At 66.9% G+C, this 22,008-nt stretch carries 18 protein-coding genes and 1 pseudogene; 12 read left to right on the top strand and 7 right to left on the bottom strand.

Annotation, left to right across the window (positions count from 1 at the left end):
• The gene (locus AC5RUM_RS01810) at window positions 1-702 is read left to right on the top strand and encodes an SDR family oxidoreductase (RefSeq protein WP_494033322.1); all 702 of its coding nucleotides are present in this window, start codon (window positions 1-3) and stop codon (window positions 700-702) included.
• On the opposite strand, the gene AC5RUM_RS01805 is transcribed toward AC5RUM_RS01810, so the two are convergent.
• The gene (locus tag AC5RUM_RS01805) at window positions 668-1,906 is read right to left on the bottom strand and encodes a glycosyltransferase family 9 protein (RefSeq protein ID WP_494033321.1); all 1,239 of its coding nucleotides are present in this window, start codon (window positions 1,904-1,906) and stop codon (window positions 668-670) included. The two genes, AC5RUM_RS01810 and AC5RUM_RS01805, sit on opposite strands and share 35 nt — an antisense overlap.
• Before the next feature lie 226 nt (window positions 1,907-2,132).
• Here AC5RUM_RS01805 and AC5RUM_RS01800 point away from each other — a divergent pair, with 226 nt between their 5' ends.
• The 3 genes from AC5RUM_RS01800 to AC5RUM_RS01790 are packed head-to-tail and all read left to right on the top strand — an operon-like array spanning window position 2,133 to window position 6,086.
• Window positions 2,133-3,557, top strand: coding sequence for an aldehyde dehydrogenase family protein (locus tag AC5RUM_RS01800; RefSeq protein WP_494033320.1), 1,425 nt, complete (start codon window positions 2,133-2,135; stop codon window positions 3,555-3,557).
• Window positions 3,557-5,125, top strand: coding sequence for a D-glycero-beta-D-manno-heptose 1-phosphate adenylyltransferase (rfaE2, locus tag AC5RUM_RS01795; protein WP_494033865.1), 1,569 nt, complete (start codon window positions 3,557-3,559; stop codon window positions 5,123-5,125). The genes AC5RUM_RS01800 and rfaE2 overlap by 1 nt, the downstream gene beginning before the upstream one ends.
• A gap of 52 nt (window positions 5,126-5,177) precedes the next feature.
• The gene (locus AC5RUM_RS01790; protein ID WP_494033319.1) at window positions 5,178-6,086 is read left to right on the top strand and encodes a spermidine synthase; all 909 of its coding nucleotides are present in this window, start codon (window positions 5,178-5,180) and stop codon (window positions 6,084-6,086) included.
• Window positions 6,087-6,114: 28 nt separating this feature from the next.
• On the opposite strand, the gene AC5RUM_RS01785 is transcribed toward AC5RUM_RS01790, so the two are convergent.
• A complete protein-coding gene (locus AC5RUM_RS01785) occupies window positions 6,115-7,032 on the bottom strand; it encodes a LysR family transcriptional regulator (protein WP_494033318.1) in 918 nt (305 codons plus the stop codon).
• A gap of 129 nt (window positions 7,033-7,161) precedes the next feature.
• Here AC5RUM_RS01785 and AC5RUM_RS01780 point away from each other — a divergent pair, with 129 nt between their 5' ends.
• Entirely contained in the window at window positions 7,162-7,914 is a 753-nt protein-coding gene (locus tag AC5RUM_RS01780; protein ID WP_494033317.1) for a 3-hydroxybutyrate dehydrogenase, read from the top strand.
• 34 nt (window positions 7,915-7,948) lie between these two features.
• Here AC5RUM_RS01780 and AC5RUM_RS01775 read toward each other — a convergent pair whose 3' ends face one another.
• From AC5RUM_RS01775 to AC5RUM_RS01765, 3 genes are all read right to left on the bottom strand, one after another.
• Window positions 7,949-8,143: a helix-turn-helix domain-containing protein gene (locus tag AC5RUM_RS01775; RefSeq protein WP_494033316.1), complete on the bottom strand. Its 195-nt coding sequence runs from the start codon at window positions 8,141-8,143 to the stop codon at window positions 7,949-7,951.
• A gap of 41 nt (window positions 8,144-8,184) precedes the next feature.
• Window positions 8,185-8,430: a hypothetical protein gene (locus AC5RUM_RS01770; RefSeq protein WP_494033315.1), complete on the bottom strand. Its 246-nt coding sequence runs from the start codon at window positions 8,428-8,430 to the stop codon at window positions 8,185-8,187.
• A 237-nt stretch (window positions 8,431-8,667) separates the two neighbouring features.
• Window positions 8,668-9,585, bottom strand: coding sequence for an SDR family oxidoreductase (locus AC5RUM_RS01765; RefSeq protein ID WP_494033314.1), 918 nt, complete (start codon window positions 9,583-9,585; stop codon window positions 8,668-8,670).
• Window positions 9,586-9,762: 177 nt separating this feature from the next.
• Between AC5RUM_RS01765 and AC5RUM_RS01760 the strand changes: the two genes are divergently transcribed.
• Window positions 9,763-10,596, top strand: coding sequence for an IclR family transcriptional regulator (locus AC5RUM_RS01760; protein WP_494033313.1), 834 nt, complete (start codon window positions 9,763-9,765; stop codon window positions 10,594-10,596).
• A gap of 89 nt (window positions 10,597-10,685) precedes the next feature.
• Here the strand turns inward: AC5RUM_RS01760 and AC5RUM_RS01755 are convergent, their stop codons facing one another.
• On the bottom strand, window positions 10,686-12,194 hold the full coding sequence (locus AC5RUM_RS01755; protein ID WP_494033312.1) for an amino acid permease: 1,509 nt from the start codon (window positions 12,192-12,194) through the stop codon (window positions 10,686-10,688).
• A 251-nt stretch (window positions 12,195-12,445) separates the two neighbouring features.
• Here AC5RUM_RS01755 and AC5RUM_RS01750 point away from each other — a divergent pair.
• The 4 genes and pseudogenes from AC5RUM_RS01750 to AC5RUM_RS01735 all read left to right on the top strand — a co-directional run bounded on the left by AC5RUM_RS01750 (window position 12,446) and on the right by AC5RUM_RS01735 (window position 17,796).
• Window positions 12,446-13,764 (top strand): annotated as a pseudogene (locus tag AC5RUM_RS01750) (HNH endonuclease signature motif containing protein).
• A 310-nt stretch (window positions 13,765-14,074) separates the two neighbouring features.
• On the top strand, window positions 14,075-15,793 hold the full coding sequence (hutU, locus tag AC5RUM_RS01745) for a urocanate hydratase (protein ID WP_494033311.1): 1,719 nt from the start codon (window positions 14,075-14,077) through the stop codon (window positions 15,791-15,793).
• A gap of 10 nt (window positions 15,794-15,803) precedes the next feature.
• On the top strand, window positions 15,804-17,396 hold the full coding sequence (gene hutH, locus AC5RUM_RS01740) for a histidine ammonia-lyase (RefSeq protein ID WP_494033310.1): 1,593 nt from the start codon (window positions 15,804-15,806) through the stop codon (window positions 17,394-17,396).
• A gap of 163 nt (window positions 17,397-17,559) precedes the next feature.
• Entirely contained in the window at window positions 17,560-17,796 is a 237-nt protein-coding gene (locus AC5RUM_RS01735) for a hypothetical protein (RefSeq protein WP_400577580.1), read from the top strand.
• A 105-nt stretch (window positions 17,797-17,901) separates the two neighbouring features.
• Here the strand turns inward: AC5RUM_RS01735 and AC5RUM_RS01730 are convergent, their stop codons facing one another.
• Window positions 17,902-18,162, bottom strand: coding sequence for a hypothetical protein (locus AC5RUM_RS01730; protein WP_494033309.1), 261 nt, complete (start codon window positions 18,160-18,162; stop codon window positions 17,902-17,904).
• Between the two features lie 197 nt (window positions 18,163-18,359).
• Here AC5RUM_RS01730 and AC5RUM_RS01725 point away from each other — a divergent pair, with 197 nt between their 5' ends.
• Together AC5RUM_RS01725 and AC5RUM_RS01720 are read left to right on the top strand one after the other, a co-directional pair.
• A complete protein-coding gene (locus AC5RUM_RS01725; RefSeq protein ID WP_494033308.1) occupies window positions 18,360-19,664 on the top strand; it encodes a cation:proton antiporter in 1,305 nt (434 codons plus the stop codon).
• A 139-nt stretch (window positions 19,665-19,803) separates the two neighbouring features.
• Window positions 19,804-21,969 carry a transglycosylase domain-containing protein gene (locus tag AC5RUM_RS01720; RefSeq protein ID WP_494033864.1) on the top strand — a complete coding sequence of 722 codons (2,166 nt, stop codon included), beginning with the start codon at window positions 19,804-19,806 and terminating at the stop codon, window positions 21,967-21,969.
• Window positions 21,970-22,008: the final 39 nt, after the last annotated feature.

Genomic DNA, 22,008 nt, shown 5'->3' with positions numbered 1-22,008 from the left:
ATGAACGAATCGACTTTCCGGCCAGGCCGGGTGCTGGTCACCGGCGGAGCCTCCGGTCTGGGGGCCGCCGTCGTGGATGCCGTCCTGAAGGCGGGCGGAACTCCTGTGGTGCTGGACCGGGACATCCGGAACGTCGCCGCTGCGAAGGCCTTCGAGGTCGATGTCTCGGACCGCGCTGCGGTCAGCGAGGCCGTCCGGCAGTCCGCCGAAACGCTGGGGGGCCTGGATGCCGTGGTCACCGCTGCCGGAATAGACCGCTGCGGGAAGCTCGAGGATGTGGCCGCGGACGAATGGGAACGCGTCATCGGGGTCAACCTCATGGGGACGGTGTCGGTGGTCCGCGCGGCGCTGCCCTACCTGAAGGAATCCCACGGCAGGGTGGTGACCATCGCGTCCACGCTGGGCAAGCGCGCACTTCCTGAGGCGTCGGCCTACTGCGCTTCGAAGTTTGGGGTGGTGGGCTTCAGCCATTCCCTGGCCGCCGAGACGGGAGGCGAGATCGGCGTGACCACGATGATTCCGGGCGGCATGAAGACCCGGTTCTTCGACGACCGGGCCGAGCAGTACAAGCCGCAGGACGACTCCCGCCTCAACGACCCCGCGAACGTTGCCCAGGCCATCCTGTTCGTGCTGTCCCAGCCCACGGGCTGCGAAATCAGGGAAATGCTCATCTGCCACGAGGAGGAAGGTTCATGGCCGTGAGCTGGCGGACGTCCTCGTAGACCGCCTCGGGGGCGACCGCCTCCACCGTGGACTCATCGTGCGGGCACCGCGGGGCGGTCCAGCCCACCTGCGTGAGATCGACCCCGCAGACTGGGCACTGCGTGGCCCAGCCGAGGTGGATCCGGTGCAGGCTGCGTCCCAGCGGTGCGGCGTTGATGGCGTTGCCGGTCCAGAACACGCCCACCGTCGGTGTGCCCAGTGCTTGGGCCAGGTGCCGCGGACCGCTGTCGTTCGCCACCATAACGCTGCAGCCCGCAAGAAGTGCCGCGAGCTCGCCCAGACTGAGCTTGCCGGCCAGCGACTCCACCTGCGGTGCTGTCCCGTGCCCGCCGGTGCCGGCTGCCTGACCGATTGCCTGACCGGCTGGCTGGAGGCGGCCGACGGCGAGCTCCACCACCGCTTCGGCCAGTTCCTTTTCGCTGTGGTCACCGATCACCAGAACCCGGAAGCCGTCGTCGACCGCATTTCGCGCGACCGCCGCGAATCGTTCTGCCGGCCAGCGCCGGCGTGGATCGGTGGCGCCGGGATGGATCACCACGGTGCCCTGGGCCCCGGGAACCTGCGCCCCCGGAACCTGGGATGACCTGTGCAGCCTCGGTGCGAGCTGCTGGCTGAACTCCGGCAGGGCACGGAGCCGGGCCTCCAGCTCAAGGGGCGGCGCCCCCGCGAACCCCGCCACCTCAAGAGCCCGCAGCGGTTCATGTTGGTAGTACAGGTAGGGCACGCTCCGCTCCAGCCGCGCGGCGTCCGGAGTCCTGGTTCCGACGGTATGGCGCGCCCCGAGCCGGAGCAGGAACGGGTTGGAGTAGCGTCCGCCGCCGTGCAGCTGGACGGCGAGGTCGAAATGCCTGGCCTGCATGGCGGCGAAGAATTCCGCCAGCTCCCGCTCGTCCTCGGCGCCCGGCCGGACTCCCTCCGAGAACGGCAGAATCACGGTCTCGTCCACTGGCCCTTCAGTCTCCGACAGCAGCTCCGCGTGGATGGGCGTGCCCAACAGCGTGAGGGAGGCCTGGGGATAGGCGGCCTTGAGCGCAGCGACGGCGGGCAGCGCGAACATCAGGTCGCCCAGGCCGCCGCCGCGCAGTACGGCGATCCGGGAGATTCCGCTGAATTTCTCCAGTACCGGGCCCACGCCGTACCCAGTTGTGCGTGCTCCGCCGAAATCGGCGTTGAAGTGCTCCATGGCGTCAGCCCCTTTCGCTTCGGAACGAATCAGCTCGGAGTGACCGGCTTCTGTGCAGCCCACCATAAGGCCCCACACTCATGGGCCGCCAGCACCGAAACTGGTGAAGACGGGGGCGTGTAAAGCACCGACTGCGGGGTACGGATCAGGTCAGGAGACGGCACGAACCCGGAGCCGCACGAACCCCGAGCCGCAGGGACCAGCAGCCTGCACAGCGAGGAGCCCCATGCACACCACCACCCAGGATTTCCAGACAACCGCACACGACGAGCTGACCATCAGGAACCCCCGCACGGGCGAGCTCGTGGGAAGGTTTGCTTCCGCCCGGCCGGAGGACGTGGCACAGGCTATGGAGGCGGCCCGCGCCGCCCAGCCCGCCTGGTCCGCCACGCCGCCGGCGGAACGGGGCAAGCTCCTGCACGCCGCCGCTGCCGCCCTGGACGGCGCTGCCGCGGAGCTGGAGGAGATCAACGCGCGGGAGACGGGCCGCCCGGTGGAGGAGGCCCGGGCCGGGGTGGCTGCCGGAGTTGCCACGCTGGAACAGTATGCCGAGCTCGGACCGGTGCACCGCGGCCGCAGCCTTCGCGGCAACATGCTGGCGGCCGACTACACGGTAGCGGAGCCGCGGGGCGTTGCCGTCCTGCTGACGCCGTGGAACGACCCCGTCGCCGTAGCCTGCGGACTGATCGGCGCTGCGCTGGTCACGGGCAACACCGCCGTCCATAAGCCGAGCGAGCGCTGCCCCGGCGTCGGCGAACGGCTCGGCGAGGTGCTTGCTTCCGCCTTCCCTGCGGATGTGCTGCAGACCCTGACAGGCGGGGCCGACGTCGGCTCGCTCCTCACGCAGCAGATGAACGTAGATGTTTTTGCGCACGTCGGGTCCAGCGACAGCGGCGCGCGCATTGCGCGGGCCGCCGTGCTGGCCGGGGCCCACGTGATCCGGGAAAACGGCGGCAATGATCCGCTGCTGGTCGATGAGGATGTGGACCCCGCGTGGGCCGCGGAACAGGCAGCCATCGGTGCGTTCAGCAACAGCGGCCAGATCTGCACCTCGGTGGAGCGCATCTATGTCCACCGGGCCGTCGCGGAGCAGTTCTGCGATGCCCTCGCGGCCCAGGCCCGAACGCGCAACCGGGACGGGATCGCACCGCTCGTGGATACTCGTCTGCGGGAGACCGTTGACCGGCATGTCTCGGAGGCATTGCGGCTCGGTGCGCGCGCGCTGGAGGGAGGGACAGTTCCCGACGGTCCCGGAGCTTTCTATCCCGCCACGGTCCTGCTTGACTGCACGGACAGCATGGAGGTCATGACCGAGGAGACGTTTGGCCCAGTCGCTCCGGTGCGCATCGTGGAGAGCTTTGAGGAAGGACTGCAGCTGGCCGCCGCGGGCCGGTACGGGCTGGCCGCGACGGTCCTCACGGGCAGCATCGCCCATGCCCAGCAGGCCATCGCAACCCTTCCCGTGGGAACCGTCAAGGTCAACAACGTGTTCGGCGGCGCTCCCGGCGGTTCCGCCCAGCCACGCGGCGAAAGCGGGCAGGGCTTTGGCTATGGGCCGGAGCTCCTGGACGAATTCACCCGGGTCAAGGTGGTGCACATGGCGGCGGCCCCTGGCGGGACCGGCGCACCGGCGGAAGGCGCGGCGGAATGATGGCCGGGGAGAACCGGCCTGGCGGAAACCTGCCTGGCGGAAACCTGCCTGGTGGGGACGGGCTGCCGCTTTCGGAGCAGCGCGGCCTGGCAGCTTGGCTGCCGCGGCGGCTTGCCGAGGAGCACCCGGCCGTCCTGGTGGTCGGCGACCTGATTCTCGATGGCTGGTGGAGTGGGCCCAGCGACAGGATGTGCCGTGAAGCTCCGGCCCCCGTGGTGGACATCAACCGCCGCGAATTCTCCCCGGGCGGTGCAGCGAACACCGCCATGAACCTGGCCTCCCTGGGTGCCCGGGTGAGCACCGCCGGACTCATCGGAACCGACGACGCCGGCATGGAGCTCAAGCGCCAGCTGCAGGCTGCCGGTGTCGACACCACCTTCCTGATGGAAGACCCGGACCTGGTGACCACCACGAAAATCCGGATCAGCAGCGGCGGACAGGTCCTGCTCCGCTTGGACGAAGCCGCCGCAAAAATTCCGGAAGACGCCCTGGCGGCGCTCGCCGCTTTGGTGCCGGCCGCCGTCGAACGCCCGGACGCCGTCGTCATCTGTGATTACGGGACAGGAGTGCTGGCCGGGCCTGTCCGCGGCAGGCTCATTGGCGCCCTCGCAGGGCGCAGACCGAACCAGTTGGTGGTGGTGGACGCCCACGATCCCCGTCCGTGGGCGGGTGCGAAACCGGACCTCGCCACCCCCAACGCGCAGGAGGCTGCCAGGCTGCTGGACCTCCGCCTGGCCGGCGGTGCCGAGCGTGCCGCCGTGGTTACCGGGAACGGGCAGCAGCTGTTGCGGGCCACGGGTGCCCGGGCGGTGGTGGTCACGCTGGACCGCGACGGCACCGTGCTGGTGACGGCGGATGGCAATTCCCACCGGACCTGGGCACGGCCAACCACCGAGAAGCAGGCCTCCGGCGCCGGCGATACGTTCGTGGCCGCCCTGACCCTGGCCCGCGCCGCCTCCCTCCCGCTTACAGCCAGCCTCGATTTGGCGCAGGCGGCGGCGGATGTGGTGGTCCACCATCCGGGGACATCGGTGTGCGGCACGGACGAGCTGGGGCGCTACCTGGAAAGCTTCGCGGACACGGCGCTGACGGCGGACGAGTTGGAACGGCATATCCGTGGCCACCGCAGCGACGGCCAGCGGGTTGTCCTGACCAACGGCTGTTTCGACGTGCTGCACCGCGGCCACACCCGCTACCTGAACCAGGCCAAGCAGTTGGGCGACATCCTGGTGGTGGCGCTCAACAGTGATGAATCGGTGCGCAGGCTCAAGGGGCCGGACCGCCCCATCAACAGCGTGGCGGACCGTGCTGCCGTCATCGCCGCACTGAGCTGCGTGGACTACGTGACTGTCTTCGATACTCCCACCCCCATTCCCCTGATCGAACAGCTCCGTCCGGAAATCTACGCCAAGGGCGGCGACTACACGCCGGAGATGCTTGCCGAAACAGGGGCTGTAGAGGCCTACGGTGGGCGGGTCTGCATCCTGGACTATGTGGCCGAGCGCTCGACCACGGCGATGGTGCAGCGCATCCGCAACGGCGAAGGCGCGGCGGTTTCGGAGGCGTAGCCTTTTACGGACTCAACTAGGGTTGAAGCATGACGGAAGCGGCGGAAAACTGATGGCACGGCGTGGCAAGGCCGGTGGCCGGACAGCGGATGCCGGTTCCCGCGGAGTCGTGGAGGCACCCAGGCGCCCCCGCCCGGACGGACCCGTTGAGGGCGTCTACTACATCGACACCGGGGACTGCGAGCTGATCGCGGACCAGGACAATTCCAATGGCTGGCTGCTGCGCATCAATGGTGTGATGAGTTCCCACATCGACCTCGCCGATCCCCTCTTCCTTGACTTCGAGTACATGCGCTGGATGGCCGCCCTCATCGAATCGCGCTGGCCACCTGAATCCCGGCCCAGGCTGCGTGGCCTCCATCTGGGCGGCGGCGCCTGCTCCCTTGCCCGCTACTTTCACGCCGCCTACCCGGAGGCGCGGCAGGTAGTGGTCGAACTGGACGGGAAACTCGCTGAATACGTCCGCGGCTGGTTTGACCTCCCCAAGGCACCCCTGTTGCGCCTTCGTGTAGGGGAAGCCCGGGCCGTGACCGAAACGCTGACGCCGGACACCCGCGACTTCATCATCAGGGACGTCTTCGCAGGTGCATTCACGCCGCGGCCGCTGACAACCGCGGAGTTCACAGCCCACGTGAAACGGGTGTTGGCGCCGGGCGGCGTGTATGTCGTGAACTCGGGCGACGGCCCCGACCTCAAGAGTGCGCGGGAGGACGCCGCCGCCATCGCCGCCGCCTTTGAGCACACCGTGATCGTCGCTGACCCCGCCATGCTCAAGGGACGCCGCTACGGCAACATGGTGATGGCCGGCAGCGACCTGCCGTTCGACGACGATCCCCGCCTGGCGCGCCGGCTCCTCGGAGGCGCCGTCCCCGCCCACATTTGGGACGACACCAAGGTCCGCGCCTTTGCCGCAGGGGCCACGGTCCGCCACGACCCTCCAGCGCCATCGGCTGCTGAGTAAGCACCCTTTTCAGCCCGCAAAACAGAAGTTACTCAGCGGCGGACGGGCTTCCTCCGCGCCCCAGCAGCGACTCCCGGTTTGCCCGCACCTCTTCGCGCACCGCCTGGACCACGGCCGCGACGGCGGGTCGCCGCATGGAGTCCGGCCGCAGGACCATCCAGTAGGGGAGCCGCTCCGCAACGTGCCCGGGCAGGAGGCGCACAAGGTCATCATGCCGGTCAGCCATAAAGCATGGCAGGAACCCGATGCCGGCTCCCGCCCGCGTTGCCTCCACATGGACGAACACGTTGGTGGAAGTCACCCCGTCCCGCATCGCCGGGACCAGGCGCCGCGGGGCATCGAGGTCGTCCACCTGCAGCATGGAGTCCACGAAGTACACGAGAGGGTGCGCCGTGAGGGCCTCCACCGTGTCCGGAGATCCGTTCTCCGCCAGGTAGGAGCGGGACGCGTACATGCCCAGCATGTACTCGCCGAGGCGGAAAGCCTCGGCTCGGTGCACCTGCGGCTCACCCACCACCACCTCGATGTCGAGCCCGGAGCGCTGCTGCAGCGCCCGCCTCGTGACGGTAACGATTTCCACGCTGAGGCCGGGATGGTCCCGGCGCAGCTTCGCCACTGCCGGCGCGGCGATGTAGGCGCTGAAGCCGTCCGTCGCGGTCATGCGTACGACGCCGGTCACGGGGTCGGGCGGCCGGCCCGACGGTCCCAGCGCGCGCACCGCAGCTTCGACCTGTTCGGCAACCACGACCGCCTGAGCGCCGAGTTCGGTCAGCTCCCAGCCGCCCGCTGCCCGGGACAGCACACGCCCTCCGAGGGCCTTCTCCAGGGCAGCGATCCTGCGTGACACGGTGGTGTGGTTCAGCCCCAGAACCTGGGCCGCCGTCGTGAATTTCGCCGAGCGGGACACCGCGAGCAGCACAAGCAGGTCATCGGGGTTGGCTTCCATATCTGCAATTTTGCACGAATTACGTGCTGGATTAGCTATTGAGCCGGGAACTCTCTGCAGCAATACTCAGGTGAACCGAAAGTGCCGTGAGGCGGCACGTGTCAGCGCGGACACTTTGAGGAGCAGAACATGAGCGGAAAGACCCTGAACGGCCGCAAAGCCGTGGTGACCGGCGGCGCCAGTGGGATCGGCGCGGCCTGTGCCCGGGAGCTCGCCGCCCGTGGCGCCAAGGTCGTGGTGGCGGACGTGGACGAGGCGGGCGCTGCCGCCCTCGCCGACGAGCTGGGCGGCACGGCCTGGGCCGTGGACCTCCTGGACGTGGATGCCCTGGCGGCCCTCAGCCTGGACTGCGACATCCTGGTCAACAATGCCGGTATCCAGCACATCAGCCCCATCGAGGACTTCGAGCCGGCAGCCTTCCGCCGCATCCTCACCCTCATGCTTGAGGCGCCCTTCCTGCTGGTGCGGGCGGCCCTTCCGCACATGTACGCCAACGGTTTCGGCCGCGTCATCAACCTGTCGTCGGTGCACGGAATCCGGGCCTCGCCGTTCAAGAGCGCCTATGTCTCGGCGAAGCACGGCCTGGAAGGGCTGAGCAAAGTGACCGCGCTGGAGGGCGGGGAGCACGGCGTCACGTCCAACTGCATCAATCCCGGGTACGTCCGCACGCCGCTCGTGGAGAAGCAGATTGCCGACCAGGCCCGCGTCCACGGCATCCCGGAATCGGAAGTCCTCGCCAAGGTCATGCTGACGGAGTCCGCCATAAAAAGGCTCGTGGAGCCTGAGGAAGTTGCCTCCCTTGTGGCGTGGCTGGCTTCGGACGACGCCGGGATGGTCACCGGCGCAAGCTACACGATGGACGGCGGCTGGTCGGCCCGGTAGCCTGGGCTAAATCTGCGGGGAGCGTGCCGGAAGGCTACTCGGCCGGGGTTTCAGCCTGCCTGATGTACTCCTCCACGGCCGACTCCGGAATGCGGTACGACTTCCCGAAACGGACGGAGGCCAGGGCATGGGACTTGACCAGCCGGTAGACGGTCATCTTGGACACCCGGAGGGCCGCCGCTACTTCTGCGATAGTCAGGTACGCGGTAGGCAAATTTGCAATGGACATGGATTCGCGCTCCTTGGTGGGGACGGGATGCTGGCCACCGGCTAGTCCGGCCGCCTCAGCTGCCGGTGGTCATAGAAATAGACGCGGCCGCCTGACCTGATGCCAACCGACGCTCCGTTGCGGACCTCAACGATGCCTTCCCTTCGGCCATTGAAGGGATCATCGCCCACCACGGCGTCGCCGACCTTGTAGGGGATGGCCGCCGTGCGTGCGCGGCTCAGTGTCTTAGTCAGGAACCCGGACAGCCGTCCGGCTCGGATGGGGGCATCGGCGGTGAACTGGATCATCGTGACCACTCCTTCGCAGTGTGACCTGGCGTCGATTCACTGGCGGTGCCGGGATCCGGTTGCTATTGTCGGAGGGGTCTCCGATCCGGGAGTGCACCGTGCGGACAACAGTAGACAGTCACACCAAGAGCCACACGAGTAGCAACTACCTCACTTCTCCCGCGGGCGCCTCTCGGAACAAGAGCGCACTACCTGTTTTTGGGAACCGCCGTGCTGGAATGCCGCCGAACAGCGGCCTCAGCGGTATCCTTGTGGGTCTGCCGGCAGGCCTGCCTCCTGCACCTCCGTAAGGTAGCGCCAGCAGTCCGGCTGTGAACCGTCGACGTCGGTGAAACCGTACTCCCGGGCCAGGCCGCCGGAGGAGAAAGACGCCCCTGTGCGGCTGATGAGGTCCGGGTCGGCGGCGAGCGCGGCAACGGCGCGGCCGACGAACCGCGGGCTCTCCGAGATCGCGGCGAAGTGGGGGTTTACCGCAGCAGCGTCCCGCCAGTTCGCCTCGGTCACCCCGTAGTGCTCCAGCATCATTTCCGAACGCATCCACCCGGGAGTCAGTGCCACAGCTGTGCACTGGAACGGCTGCAGCTCCTCCGCCTGGCTGAAGGCGAGACGAAGGACCGCCCACTTGGCGAGGTCGTAGAACGCCGAAAGCCGGTAATGGGTGGTGTTGTAGTCCCGCGTCCCGTCGGTCATCTCAACGACGAGCCCGCCCGGACGCCGGATCAGCAGGGGCAAGGCGAAATGGCTCGTGACCAGGTGGGTGTCCACGGCGCCGTGCAGCATTTTCAGCCCGGCGTCCAGGCTGTGCTCCCAGAGGGGAGTGTCCCACTCAACAAGGTTTTCACCGCCCCAGACGTCGTTGACGAGGACGTCCAGGCGCCCCTGCTCGTCATCGATCCGGCGCACCAGCGCTTCCACGCCGGCTGCCTGCAGATGGTCGACCTCGACGGCGATCCCGGCGCCGCCGGCCGCGGTCACGAGTTCCGCCGTCTCCTCGATGGTTTCCCGCCGGCCGTACTCCGACGTGCCGTGCCGCGTTGTGCGCCCGGTGCAGTAAACGGTGGCCCCGGCCTCGCCGAGTGCCACTGCCGTTCCACGCCCCGCACCCCGCGTCGCACCCGCGACGAGGGCCACTTTCCCGTCCAGCGGCAAATCCATGCCTAACGCTAACCCACTGGGCTTTGGTTGTGGAAGCAGCAGGGGGTATCTGGGATTTCAGACACAGGGACGAGGCGTGCGTATCTTGCAGACATCGGGGAGGTGCACAGTTAAGTCACGGCTAAGTACGGTATCCCGGACACCAGCGTTTCGTGGGCCGGGGCGATGGAGGAACACATGGCAGACAGCGCGCTCGCGCGGCGGAAAACAGCGGTCCCCACAGGTGCCGCGAAGGTGACGTCAAAAGTTCCGGCGGCGGAGAATACCCTCCGCATCCTCAAACTGCTGGCTTCCAAGCGGGGGCCGATGGCGGCGTCGAACATTGCCACGGCGCTGGGACTGCCGCGCTCCAGCGTGTACCACCTCCTGGGCGTGATGGAGGCGAACGGTTTCGTCCTGCATCTGCACGAGGAGCAGCGCTACGGCCTGGGAATCAGTGCCTTCGAGCTAAGCTCGGCATATTCACGGCAGGAGCCCCTGTCGCGCCTCGGGCGGCCCGTGCTGGCGTCGCTCGTGGATGCGATCGGCGAAAGTGCGCACCTTGCCGTCCTGCACGGGCGCGACGTGCTCTACATCGTCGAGGAACGGGCCAAGAACCGGCCGTCCCTGGTCACCGACGTCGGCGTCCGGCTTCCGAGCCACCTCACCGCCAGCGGGCGCGCCATCCTTGCCGCGCTGCCCAAGTCCCAGGTCCGCGCGCTGTACCCGAACGCCGCTGCGTTCAGCGCCCGGCACGAGGTGGAGGGGGCGATCATGAAGTACTCCGCGCTTTCCTCGCACCTGGACCAGGTCCGGCAGCGTGGCTACGCCACCGAACACGGAGAGGTGACGCCCGGCTTCGGCTCAATCGCCGCCGCCGTCACCGATCACCTGGGCTGGCCGACGGCGGCAGTCGCCGTCACGTTCCTCGAGGACAAACTGCCGCCGGACGAGTGGCCTGGGCTGGCCGCCCGGGTGCAGAAGGTGGCGAACGAGCTGTCGGTCCGCATCCACGGCCGTCCGGCGCAGTAGGCCTGCACCGGAGCGGCCGCACCGGCGGCCGCGGATGATGGTGATCACGGCCGGTCGTATGCCGTGTCCGCGCGTTCCGCCGGAGCTGCCTATGCCACGGGAACCTGTGCCACGGGAAGCGGTGCGGTCTCATCCACGAGTTCCGCCCGGGCGCGGCCATGGCCGCGGACCCACAGCCGGTAGGCCAGCACCAGCACGCCCAGCCACACTGCGCCCACATAGAGCGCAACCCTGGAATCTTCAAACGCGCCCAGGATCACGATCACCATGGCCATGAAGGCGATGGTCAGGATGGAGGCCGCCGGCCACCATGGCGACGGGAACTCCGACGCCGGCAGGCCCTTGCGGGCGATCTCCCGCTTCATGGCGACATGGGAGGCCAGGATCATCACCCACACCCAAACGGTGGCGAAGGTGGCGATCGAGGCGATCAGCAGGAACACGTCCTTGGGCATGACGGCGTTGAGGACCACGCCCACCAACAGGACCCCCGCCATCATCACCACGGTCATCCACGGAACCCCGTGCCGGGACACCTTGCCGAAGCTGGCCGGCGCATGGCCCTGCCTGGACAGGCCGAACAGGATGCGGCCAGCTCCGAAGATGTCGCTGTTGATGGCGGACAGGGCGGCCGTTATCACCACGGCGTTGAGGATGTGCGGGGCGGCGGGGATGCCCAGGCCGCTGAAGATCTGGACGAACGGGCTGCCGTTGGTGCCCACCTCATTCCAGGGGAAGAGGCTCATCAGGACGCCGAGGGTCAGCACGTAGAACAGCAGCACGCGGACCGGCACGGTGTTCACTGCCTTGGGAATGACCTTTTTGGGGTCGGCCGCTTCGCCGGCCGTGACGCCGATGGTTTCGATCCCGCCGAACGCGAACATCACGACGGCGAACGAGGCCAGCAGCCCTTCGAAGCCGTTGGGGAACATGCCCCCGTGCTCGACGAGATTGCCGATACCCGGAGCGACGGTTGCTCCGCCTGCCTGGAACCCGAAGACGATGATGGCGGCACCGCCGGCGATCATGGCAACGATGGCCACTACCTTGATCAGGGAGAACCAGAACTCCAGTTCGCCGAAGACCTTGACGCTGAGCAGGTTGAGGGCGGCCAAGAAGAAGATGATGGCCAGGACCCAGATCCACCGCTCCACCTGCGGGAACCAGAACCCCATGTAGATGCTGAACGCCGTGACGTCCGCAATGGCCACGATCGCCATCTCGAACACGTAGGTCCAGCCGGTCACGAACCCGGCGAGGGGGCCGAGGTAGCGGCTGGCGTACTGGCCGAAGGAGCCGGACACAGGGTGCCGCACGGCCATTTCACCCAGGGCGCGCATCACCATGAATACGGCAGCTCCGCCGATCATGTACGCGAGGAGGACTGCCGGGCCGGCCTTCTGGATGGCTGAGGCGGAGCCGTAAAACAGGCCGGTGCCGATCGCCGATCCTAAGGCCATGAAGCGGATATGGCGGACATTGAGCCCGCGGTTCAGGACGGTGCCGACGGTCTTCTCCACCGCAGCGCCCACGGTGCTGCCGGCATTTGCGCTGGTTTCGGGCGCGGCCGGTGAGGCTTCTGTTGGGGCTTGTTGCATGCCAAATACCTTCTCGTCATTGGGAGGGGGATCGCTATCCAGCAGACCATTTCCGGGCAGCAGGTGACGCGCCTCACGGAGCTTTGGTGTCTTCGATTCCAGACTGTCCAGGCTGCCTCGGCGGCGGGGCGAGAACGCACATTTGTGGCCCGGGATGCAGTGGGGCGGGCGCGGACGGACACTTGGGGCCCCGGCGCCGTGACCCGTGTTTGCCGATCCAAAATCTCAGTGCCCACTGAGATGCTTTGGGCATGGAAAGCAGAGCCGCTGTGGAGGCGTTGAAGGCCGTGGAGGCCTCCCTCGCGGCACTGGCTGTTGTCGTCCGCCGCGGGGCGGCCACCCTGGGTTCGGCCGCTGCGGAACCTCTTCGTGACCACGCGGATGCGTGCCTGGACAGCCTGGCTGAGGTGGCCAAGGTGGAAGCAAGAATGGCCGCCCTGAAAGTGCACCTGGCCGCCGGATATGCCAATGCTGCCATGGCCATGGCTGCACCGGGCATGTCCCCGCAGGAGCAGGCCGTCCAGGACATGGCAACTACCGCGGAGGTTGCGTGCGTCCTGACGGTCAGCGAACGCATGGCCGGAGCCTTCCTCTCCGAAGCCCGCACGCTCACCACGGCCGCCGGACCGCGATGGCATGGCCTGGCTTTCCGCCTACCTGCCTGCCGGCCAGGCTGCCTGTATCTGGGACCGCACCACCACCGCCGCAAGAGCCTTGCAGGGATCGGAGGAGGCCAGGACCCTTTCGCAGCTTCGTGCGGATGTCGCCGCCAGCTGGCTCCTCACTGACGGCCGGGAACGAATGCCCGTTACTGCGGAAGGCATGGAGGACGGCATCTTCGACGACTCCATCCTCGAAGGCGCCGTGCTCGACGACGCTGTGCGGGCAAGCCATCCGCCATTCGGGGAAGTTCCGTCTCCGGCAGCCCAGGTTCTCATAACCGTTCCGGTGCTCTCGCTGCTGGGTCTGACTGGCGACCCGGCCATGTTGGACGGGTACGGCCCGGTTCCGCCGTCCGTGGGGCGCGCCCTTGTGGCGGACGGGGCGTCGTCCTTCCTGAGGGTGCTGATTGACCCGCGTGGATGGTGCGCCTTTGGAGATCGGACGGACCAGCTACCGGGTCCCCAAAGTGCTGCGCCATTGGCTAAGGCTGAGGGACGGCAAATGTCCGTTCCCCGGCTGCAACAATCATTCCCTTGACAACGACGCAGACCATCTCCTTGCCTGGGCCAGCGGCGGGTCCACCGGGATCAGCAACCTGGGTCAGCCTTGCCCCAAACATCATCGCCTCAAACACAGCACCGGATGGACGCCTACCAGTGCCAGCGCCAGCGATCCGCCGGGCTGGACTTCACCCCCGGGCCGCAACTACGCCAGTGAAAAACCCGACTGGGAACCACCACGATGGCCGAGCGGGATCCTTGCCATGGCCAACAACATGGGCCTCGGAATGCCTGAAATGCCTGGGCAGCCTGACAACAACCGTGGCCCCGCGGTGCCCGGAACTGCTGGCACGGACAGTGACCGCGACCTGGTGGCCCCGAAGACCTGCTGCCCGAGATCGAACTGACGGATCATCCCCTGGCCGAAGACCCATTCCGCGACTGGGCGGACTTTCTGTCCTCGGAGGCATACGCAGTCCTCTAGGAAAACGCGGCCCCAGCCGCCATGTCCTGCACACTATGCGTCGCAACGCAGGGCGGCAGCCTCGTCCCTTGCCGTCCCGATGGCCGCTGTTCCTCCTTCGATGGCGGGGGAGATGGCATGTCTGGAATACCGGACAGCACCCGTTCGAAAGCCCTGTCAGGCCTGTCCCCGAGGGGCTTTAGTTGATACAGAAGCACTTCCCCGAACCACCCAGCAACACGAAGGAGCCCCTTATGGCACCCGCCGATTTCACTACCGGTGCCCGCCCGGTCAAAGCAGCCCGCGGCACCGAGCTCACCGCTAAGTCCTGGCAGACGGAAGCCCCGCTGCGCATGCTCATGAACAACCTGGACCCCGAGGTCGCCGAACGCCCGGACGATCTGGTGGTCTATGGCGGCACGGGCCGCGCGGTCCGCTCCTGGGCCGCGTTCGATGCCATCACCCGGACCCTGGAAACCATGGACAAGGACGAGACCCTGCTGGTCCAGTCCGGCAAGCCGGTGGGTGTGTTCCGCACCAATGAGTGGGCGCCGCGCGTGCTGCTGGCCAACTCCAACCTTGTCGGGGACTGGGCCAACTGGCCCGAGTTCCGCCGGCTCGAGGCCGAGGGCCTGATGATGTACGGCCAGATGACCGCCGGCTCATGGATCTACATCGGCACCCAGGGCATCCTGCAGGGCACGTTCGAGACCTTCGCCGCCATCGCCCGCAAGCTCACCGGAGACGAGAACGGCACCCTCGCCGGCACCCTGACCCTCACCGGCGGCTGCGGCGGGATGGGCGGCGCCCAGCCGCTGGCCGTCACACTGAACGACGGCGCCTGCCTGATCGTCGACGTCGACGAGACCCGCCTGCGCCGCCGGGCCGGCAAGCGCTACCTCGACGAGGTGGAAACCGACCTCGACGCCGCCATCGCCAAAGTGCTCAAGGCCAAGGAGGAGCGCCGCGGCTGGTCCGTCGGTTATGTCGGCAACGCCGCCGAGGTCTTCCCCGAAATCCTGCGCCGCCACCAGGCCGGCGAACTCACCGTTGACATCGTCACGGACCAGACCTCCGCCCACGATCCGCTGAGCTACCTCCCCGAAGGCATCTCAGTGGAGGAATGGCACCGCGAGGCCGAGGCTGACCCGGAAGGCTTCACCAAGAAGGCCCAGGCGTCCATGGCCAGGCATGTCCAGGCCATGGTCGAATTCCAGGACGCCGGCGCCGAGGTGTTCGACTACGGCAACTCCATCCGCGATGAAGCCCGCAAGGGCGGCTACGCCCGCGCCTTCGAATTCCCCGGCTTCGTCCCCGCCTACATCCGCCCGCTGTTCTGCGAGGGCCTGGGACCGTTCCGTTGGGTCGCGCTCTCCGGAGACCCGGAGGACATCGCCGTCACCGACGAGGCCATCAAGGAACTCTTCCCCGAGAACAAGCACCTGCACCGCTGGATCGATGCCGCCGCTGAGCGCGTGGAGTTCGAAGGGCTGCCGGCGCGCATCTGCTGGCTGGGCTACGGTGAACGGGCCAAGGCCGGGCTGCTGTTCAACCAGCTCGTGAAGGAAGGCAAGGTCAAGGCGCCCATCGTGATCGGCCGCGACCACCTCGACTCCGGCTCCGTCGCCTCCCCCTACCGGGAAACCGAGGCCATGGCCGACGGCTCTGACGCCATCGCCGACTGGCCCCTGCTTAATGCCCTGCTCAACACAGCCTCCGGTGCCACCTGGGTCTCCCTCCACCACGGCGGCGGAGTCGGCATCGGCCGTTCCATCCACGCCGGCCAGGTCTCCGTCGCCGACGGAACCGACCTCGCCGCCGAAAAACTAGAACGGCTCCTCACCAACGACCCCGGCATGGGCGTCATCCGCCACGCCGACGCCGGCTACGACCGCGCACTCGACGTCGCCAAAGAACGCGGCGTCCGCATCCCCATGCAGGAGTCCGCAGACTCTGCAGAAGCAAAGAAGTAGGAACACCACCATGACAACCATTACCCACGAACCGCTCACCGTCACCCTCGGCTCCAGCGGCGTGACCCCCGAGGACGTCGTCGCCGTCGCGCGCCATGACGCCAAGGTGACCATCTCCCAGGAAGCCCTGGACACAGTGGCCAAGGTCCGCGCGCACATCGACGACCTCGCCTCCAGCGACGTCCCTGCTTACGGAATCTCCACCGGTTTCGGCGCGCTCGCCAACCGGCACATCCCCAATGAGCTGCGCACACAGCTGCAGAAATCGCTCATCCGCAGTCATGCTGCCGGCATGGGGCCAGCGGTGGAGCGCGAAGTGGTCCGCGGCATCATGTTCCTGCGCGCCAAGACCCTCGCCTCCGGCCGCACCGGCGTCCGGCCCGTCGTGCTGCAAACCATGGTTGATGTGCTGAACGCCGGCATCACGCCGGTGGTCCGGGAGTTCGGTTCGCTCGGCTGCTCCGGCGACCTCGCGCCCCTCTCGCACTGTGCCCTGGTGCTCATGGGCGAGGGCGAGGCAACGGGGCCTGACGGTGAACAGTATGGCGGCAAGGACGGACGCCCGGTGGCAGAGCTCCTCGCCCAGCACGGAATTGAGCCGGTGGTCCTCGCGGAGAAGGAAGGCCTGGCGCTGGTCAACGGCACCGAGGGCATGCTGGGCATGCTCCTGATGGCCATCGCGGACATCCGGCAACTGCTGACGACGGCGGATATCACCGCAGCGCTCAGCGTCGAGGCGCTGCTGGGCACCGACCAGGTGTTCCTGCCGGAACTCCACGCCGCACTTCGGCCGCATCCCGGGCAGGCCGCGAGCGCCGACAACATGCTGCGGGTCCTGTCCAACTCACCGATCGTGGCCTCGCACCGCGTGGGGGACTCCAAGGTTCAGGACGCCTACTCGCTGCGCTGCGCTCCCCAAGTGGCCGGGGCGGTCCGGGACACGGTGGACCATGCTGACCTTGTTGCGTCACGCGAACTGGCTGCGGCAATCGACAACCCCGTGGTCCTCCCCGACGGCCGCGTCTCCTCCAACGGAAACTTCCACGGCGCCCCTGTGGCGTACGTGCTGGATTTCCTGGCTATCGCGGTCGCGGACCTCAGCTCCATCGCCGAGCGGCGGACCGACCGCATGCTGGATCCCGCCCGCTCCCATGGGCTGCCGGCATTCCTCGCGGGCGATCCGGGAGTGGACTCGGGGCTGATGATCGCCCAGTACACGCAGGCGGGGCTCGTATCGGACAACAAGCGGCTGGCCGTTCCTGCCTCGGTGGACTCCATTCCAAGCTCCGCCATGCAGGAGGACCACGTGTCCATGGGCTGGCACGCCGCACGCAAGCTGCGGAAGGCCGTGGAGAACCTGCGCCGCGTCCTGGCGGTGGAATTGGTGACGTCGGCACGCGCCATCGACATGCGCACGCAGCTTTCGGGAGGGGCCCTGACTCCGGGGCCAGCGGGTGCCGCGGTCATTGAAGTGCTGCGCAGCGTGGTCCATGGTCCCGGCGCGGACCGGTTCCTGTCGCCGGAACTGGAAGCGGCGGACAGACTCGTGGCGTCAGGCGAGGTGCGGGCGGCTGCCGAATCCGCTGTCGGCATTCTCGCATAGGGCTGAACAATGTGCGGCGCCGGGAAACATTTTCCGGCGCCGCCGAAATACTATGCAACGCTGCGGGTTCCCGCGGCCCGATTGTAGTAGAACTGAAGATGTAGTGAAAGTCACATCAACGATGCTGTGGCGCAAGAACATCCACAAAGGGGTAGAAGTTCAAATGAAAGCACGCGGGGCAGTCCTGTCCAGACGCATCGCACACGCTGCTACGGTTTCCGACTGGGGATCATTGCAGGCGGGCGAGCGTGTCGAGATCCTCAAGCATGCGCATGTCATTGCGACAGGCGAGGTTGAGGAGATCTCACGGAGCGGCAACGTCCTCTGGCTTGTGGGCAGCGGTCATTCCGACTCGCAGCCCTTCATGAAGTCGGACGGCGTGCAGGTCCGGCGGGCCTAGTCCGCCGGCACGTACACAGGGTTAGGCACACAAAAGCCCCCGACCCTGGCATCATCCAGCGCTGATACGCGACGGATGAAGTCAGAGGCGGGGGCTTTTTGCGTGTTAGGCTGCGATGTCCTCGTGCGTTTCGCCGAAGGGGACGGACTGGTCGAGGGCGACGGTGTAACGGCCGGGCTCGATCCGGGTGACGCGGATGCCGCAGGTGCCCTCGTGGGCCGCTGTTTCGATGAGGGCTTCAACGGCGCTCTCCAGGCCCTCGTGGACTTGGTCCGCGCTGGTGAAGGCCAGGTGGATGGACCGGGAATCCGACGAGCCAAACGCGGTTGAAGAAGCGGTTGGGCGCTCCATGGTTGCTGTGCTCATGTACCGAACTTTCTGTATTTCATTGCCGAGGCAGAGACCAGTCTACCCTCTGTAGCACCAAACGTAAGATGACTGGCATTTGACCTGTTTGTTGACAGAGGTTGTCAGGTCAGCCTGCTTCGCCGGAACAACGGACGCCGTGCCAGGTTCGCGGCTAGTGTTGGTCACACCCTGCCCGCGCCGGATTGGAGGCGACCATGTTTGAAGCCGCAAGCATCATCTTCGCCGCGGCCGGTCTCGCCGTTTTTATCGCGGCTGTCCTGCCCAAGCTCCTCCGCAATGCGCCGTTCTCCATGCCCATGGTGTTCCTGGCCGCAGGCTTCGCCGTGTTCTGGCTGCTGGGCGACCTCCCGGACCCGGATCCCGTCCAGCACGCCGACTTTACGATGCACCTGACGGAAGTCTGCGTCATCATCTCGCTGATGGGCGCCGGCCTGGCACTGGACCGTCCCATTGGACGCCGCCGCTGGGCCACCACGTGGCGGATGCTGGGGATTGCCATGCCGCTGTGCATGCTCCTCCTGACGCTGCTGGGCCTGTGGGTGCTGGGACTGGGCCTTGCTGCTGCCGTGCTGGTCGCGGCCGTCCTTGCGCCCACCGACCCTGTGCTGGCGTCCGAGGTCCAGGTTGGTGAGCCGGCCGACGAGGTCGAGGAGGCGGACAAAGAGGACGAGGTCAGGTTCGGGCTGACATCCGAGGCCGGGCTCAACGACGGTCTCGCCTTTCCCTTCGTGTACCTGGCCATTGCCATGAGCGTCGTGGGCACGTCGCCCTCCGACTGGTTCCCGGAATGGTTCGCCGTGGATGTCCTGTGGCGCACGGGCATGGGCGTGCTGCTGGGATTCGGGACAGGCAAGGTGCTGGCCCGGCTCTTCTTCTCTGCGCGGCACGACAGCATCCGGCTCTCCAACCACTCCGAGGGGTTCGTCGCGCTTGCCGCCACGTTCCTGGCCTACGGAGTGACCGAGATGATCGAGGGCTACGGCTTCATCGCCGTTTTCGTGTGCGCCGTGACCATCCGGGCGGCAGAGCATACCCACGGATACCACAAGGTCCTGCACTCGTACGTGGAACAGCTCGAGCGGCTGATGACCGTGGTGATCCTGGTCCTTCTCGGTGGGGCCATCGCCAGGGGACTGCTGGCCGGAGTCGGCTGGGTGGAGGTGGCCGTCGCACTGGCCTTCCTGGTTCTGGTCCGTCCGCTGTCCGGCTGGCTGGCCCTGGCCCGGGGCAAGACCGGTCCGAGGGAACGGATCGCCATTTCCTTCTTCGGCATCCGCGGCATCGGCTCGCTGTACTATCTGGCCTACGCGCTTGGCAAGGGTCAGTTCGCTGACCAGACGGACTACCTGTGGGCCATCGTGGGGCTGGTGGTGGCAACGTCTGTGGTGCTGCATGGTGCCACCACCGCGCCGGTGATGCAGCGGCTTGACCGGCTCCGTGAACGCCGGGCGGCCGAAAGGTTCGGCGACGAGGGGAAGGCGCCGCACACTCCCGTTTGAAGTCCCGCGTGCGGGTCCCGGCAGGCTGTGTGGCTTGCATGGAGGGCAACGCGTATCCTGAACTCAATCGGATGCACGGTGAGCTGGAAGCGTGGCAGTAATGAGGTTTTTGTCGCGGACTGGGTGGGCCTTGTCAAGGATGCTCGGGTTCCTGCTTGTCAGTGCAATTTGCGGTGTCCTGGTGGCGAGCTTCCTGGTGCCTGCCGCGGCCCTGGCCGGCACGACGGTCAGCAGGTCGATCGACTATTTCAACAGCCTTCCCACTGAACTGACCGTGCAGCCGCCGTCGCAAACCACCCGGATGGTGACGGCGGATGGAAAGCCGATCGCCACGTTCTATGCCGAAAACCGCGTTCGGATCCCGCTTAACAAGATGTCCCCGTTCATCAAGAACGCCGTTGTGGCCATCGAGGACACACGTTTCTACGAGCACAGCGGCGTGGACGCCCAGGGCGTTCTCCGGGCGCTGACCAGCAACCTCACCCGTGGTGAACGGCAGGGCGCGTCCACGCTGACCCAGCAATACGTCACCAACATCGTCAACGAAGCAATGATCTCCGCCGGGCGCGAGGACCAGGTGGTCCTCAGCGGGCAAAAGAACATGGGGGACAAGCTGCGCGAGATGCGCCTGGCCATTGCACTGGAAAAGAAATACACCAAGGACCAGATCCTTGAGGGGTATCTCAATATCGTCTTCTTCAACCGCAGTGCCTACGGCATCGAGGCGGCCGCCCAGTACTACTTCAGTATTCCCGCCAGTAAACTCAGCCTGCCTCAGTCCGCCCTGCTGGCCGGACTGGTCAACAGCCCCAGCTTCTACGATCCCGTGGCCAACCCCAAGAACGCCATCCAGCGGCGCAACCAGGTCCTGGACTCTATGCTGGCCGAAGGCATGATCACCAAGAAGCAGCACACCGCCGCCAAGGCTGCACCCATCGGGCTCAAGCTCCGGCCGTCAAGGCAGGGCTGCGCAGCCGCGACAATGGCCCCGTATTTCTGCGATTACGTGAGCCACCTGATCCTTAACAACCCCGCCTACGGTTCCGACACCAAGGCCCGGGAGCAAAAGCTGTACCGCGGCGGTCTGACCATCACCACCACCCTCGACAGCCGCCTGCAGACGGCCGCCCAGGCGCAGGTGGACGCCACGGCCAAGCCGAACCCGGGCAAATGGGGCGCCTCCCTGGTGTCGGTGCAGCCGGGAACCGGCAAGATCCTCTCCATGGCGCAGAACACGGTGTTCCTCCCGCAGCCCGGGAAGTTCGATACGCAGCTCAACTTCAACGTGGACTCCAGGGATCCCAACGGCAACGACCTCAATGGCGCCGGCGGTTTCCAGCCCGGGTCGACCATGAAACCGTTCACCTTTGCAGAGTGGCTGAACCAGGGCAAGAAAATAACGGAAAACGTGGATGCCTCCAAGCGTGAATATCCGCTCGGCTTCAAATGGCGGTCCTCCTGCGGCAAGGTGGCGGGCGCGTACAGCACGAAGCAGCGCAGGGCGGGCCTCGAGGCGGCCGATGATCTCCAGAACGCGGACGAAGGCTATTACCGGAAGATGCCGGTCAACTACGGGCTGTACAACTCCATCAACACGGCGACGTTCGCCTCCGCGGCGCAGCTGGATTTCTGCGGCATCCAGAAGATGGTCAACGCAGTGGGCCTCCACAGCGGGTTGGACGGCGCTCCCATTAACATGCACCAGCTGGGCAACGTGCTGGGCGGCACGGGCGTAGCCCCCCTTCACATGGCCAACTCCTTCGCCACCTTTGCCGCCGACGGCCAGTACTGCGCCCCGATCGCCATCCTGCGGGTAGCAGACCGGGCCGGAAAGCCGCTTCATGCGCAAACCCCCAAGTGCCGGGACGCCATAGACCGGGACGTCGCACGGGGCGTGACCTCAGTGCTCCAGGACGTTCTCAAGGTGGGGTCGGGGATCCACATCAACCCCAAGATCTCCGGGCGGCTGCCGGTGGCGGCCAAGACGGGGACGAACAACAGCAACGGTGCCAGCTGGGTGGTTGGCTACACCTCGGGAATCGCCACGGCATCCTTCTTCGGCGACGCCTTGGAGGGCCAGAAACGTGCCGGCCGGAACCTCACTATCAACGGAAAGTTCTATTCGCGCATCGACGGCTACATGATCGCCGGGCCGCAGTGGGCGAAGTACACGAACAAGGTGGCCGGACTGTATCCGGCGGAAGCATTCCCAAAGCCTCCGTCCTCCATGGTCAAGAAGGCCTCCCCGAAGGCGCCGGCCACTTCCAAGCCCAAGTCCAAGGCCCGGTCCGGCTCCTCTGACTAGCTACTGACTAGCTGCGTCCTAGCCACGGCCTGGCTGCTG

Source organism: Arthrobacter sp. B2060 (assembly GCF_059090445.1).
The sequence above is the reverse complement of the archived record's forward strand: the minus strand, read 5'-3'. Positions and strand labels throughout refer to the sequence as shown.

Bases quoted from the DNA above. Each gene is read 5' to 3' on its own strand.
- AC5RUM_RS01770 (WP_494033315.1), bottom strand. From the start codon at position 8,430: ATGATCCAGTTCACCGCCGATGCCCCCATCCGAGCCGGACGGCTGTCC.
- AC5RUM_RS01805 (WP_494033321.1), bottom strand. From the start codon at position 1,906: ATGGAGCACTTCAACGCCGATTTCGGCGGAGCACGCACAACTGGGTAC.
- AC5RUM_RS01800 (WP_494033320.1), top strand. From the start codon at position 2,133: ATGCACACCACCACCCAGGATTTCCAGACAACCGCACACGACGAGCTG.
- AC5RUM_RS01730 (WP_494033309.1), bottom strand. From the start codon at position 18,162: ATGAGCACAGCAACCATGGAGCGCCCAACCGCTTCTTCAACCGCGTTT.
- AC5RUM_RS01775 (WP_494033316.1), bottom strand. From the start codon at position 8,143: ATGTCCATTGCAAATTTGCCTACCGCGTACCTGACTATCGCAGAAGTA.
- AC5RUM_RS01765 (WP_494033314.1), bottom strand. From the start codon at position 9,585: ATGGATTTGCCGCTGGACGGGAAAGTGGCCCTCGTCGCGGGTGCGACG.
- hutH (WP_494033310.1), top strand. From the start codon at position 15,804: ATGACAACCATTACCCACGAACCGCTCACCGTCACCCTCGGCTCCAGC.
- AC5RUM_RS01755 (WP_494033312.1), bottom strand. From the start codon at position 12,194: ATGCAACAAGCCCCAACAGAAGCCTCACCGGCCGCGCCCGAAACCAGC.
- AC5RUM_RS01785 (WP_494033318.1), bottom strand. From the start codon at position 7,032: ATGGAAGCCAACCCCGATGACCTGCTTGTGCTGCTCGCGGTGTCCCGC.
- hutU (WP_494033311.1), top strand. From the start codon at position 14,075: ATGGCACCCGCCGATTTCACTACCGGTGCCCGCCCGGTCAAAGCAGCC.
- AC5RUM_RS01760 (WP_494033313.1), top strand. From the start codon at position 9,763: ATGGCAGACAGCGCGCTCGCGCGGCGGAAAACAGCGGTCCCCACAGGT.
- AC5RUM_RS01725 (WP_494033308.1), top strand. From the start codon at position 18,360: ATGTTTGAAGCCGCAAGCATCATCTTCGCCGCGGCCGGTCTCGCCGTT.
- AC5RUM_RS01735 (WP_400577580.1), top strand. From the start codon at position 17,560: ATGAAAGCACGCGGGGCAGTCCTGTCCAGACGCATCGCACACGCTGCT.
- rfaE2 (WP_494033865.1), top strand. From the start codon at position 3,557: ATGGCCGGGGAGAACCGGCCTGGCGGAAACCTGCCTGGCGGAAACCTG.
- AC5RUM_RS01790 (WP_494033319.1), top strand. From the start codon at position 5,178: ATGGCACGGCGTGGCAAGGCCGGTGGCCGGACAGCGGATGCCGGTTCC.
- AC5RUM_RS01810 (WP_494033322.1), top strand. From the start codon at position 1: ATGAACGAATCGACTTTCCGGCCAGGCCGGGTGCTGGTCACCGGCGGA.
- AC5RUM_RS01720 (WP_494033864.1), top strand. From the start codon at position 19,804: ATGCTCGGGTTCCTGCTTGTCAGTGCAATTTGCGGTGTCCTGGTGGCG.
- AC5RUM_RS01780 (WP_494033317.1), top strand. From the start codon at position 7,162: ATGAGCGGAAAGACCCTGAACGGCCGCAAAGCCGTGGTGACCGGCGGC.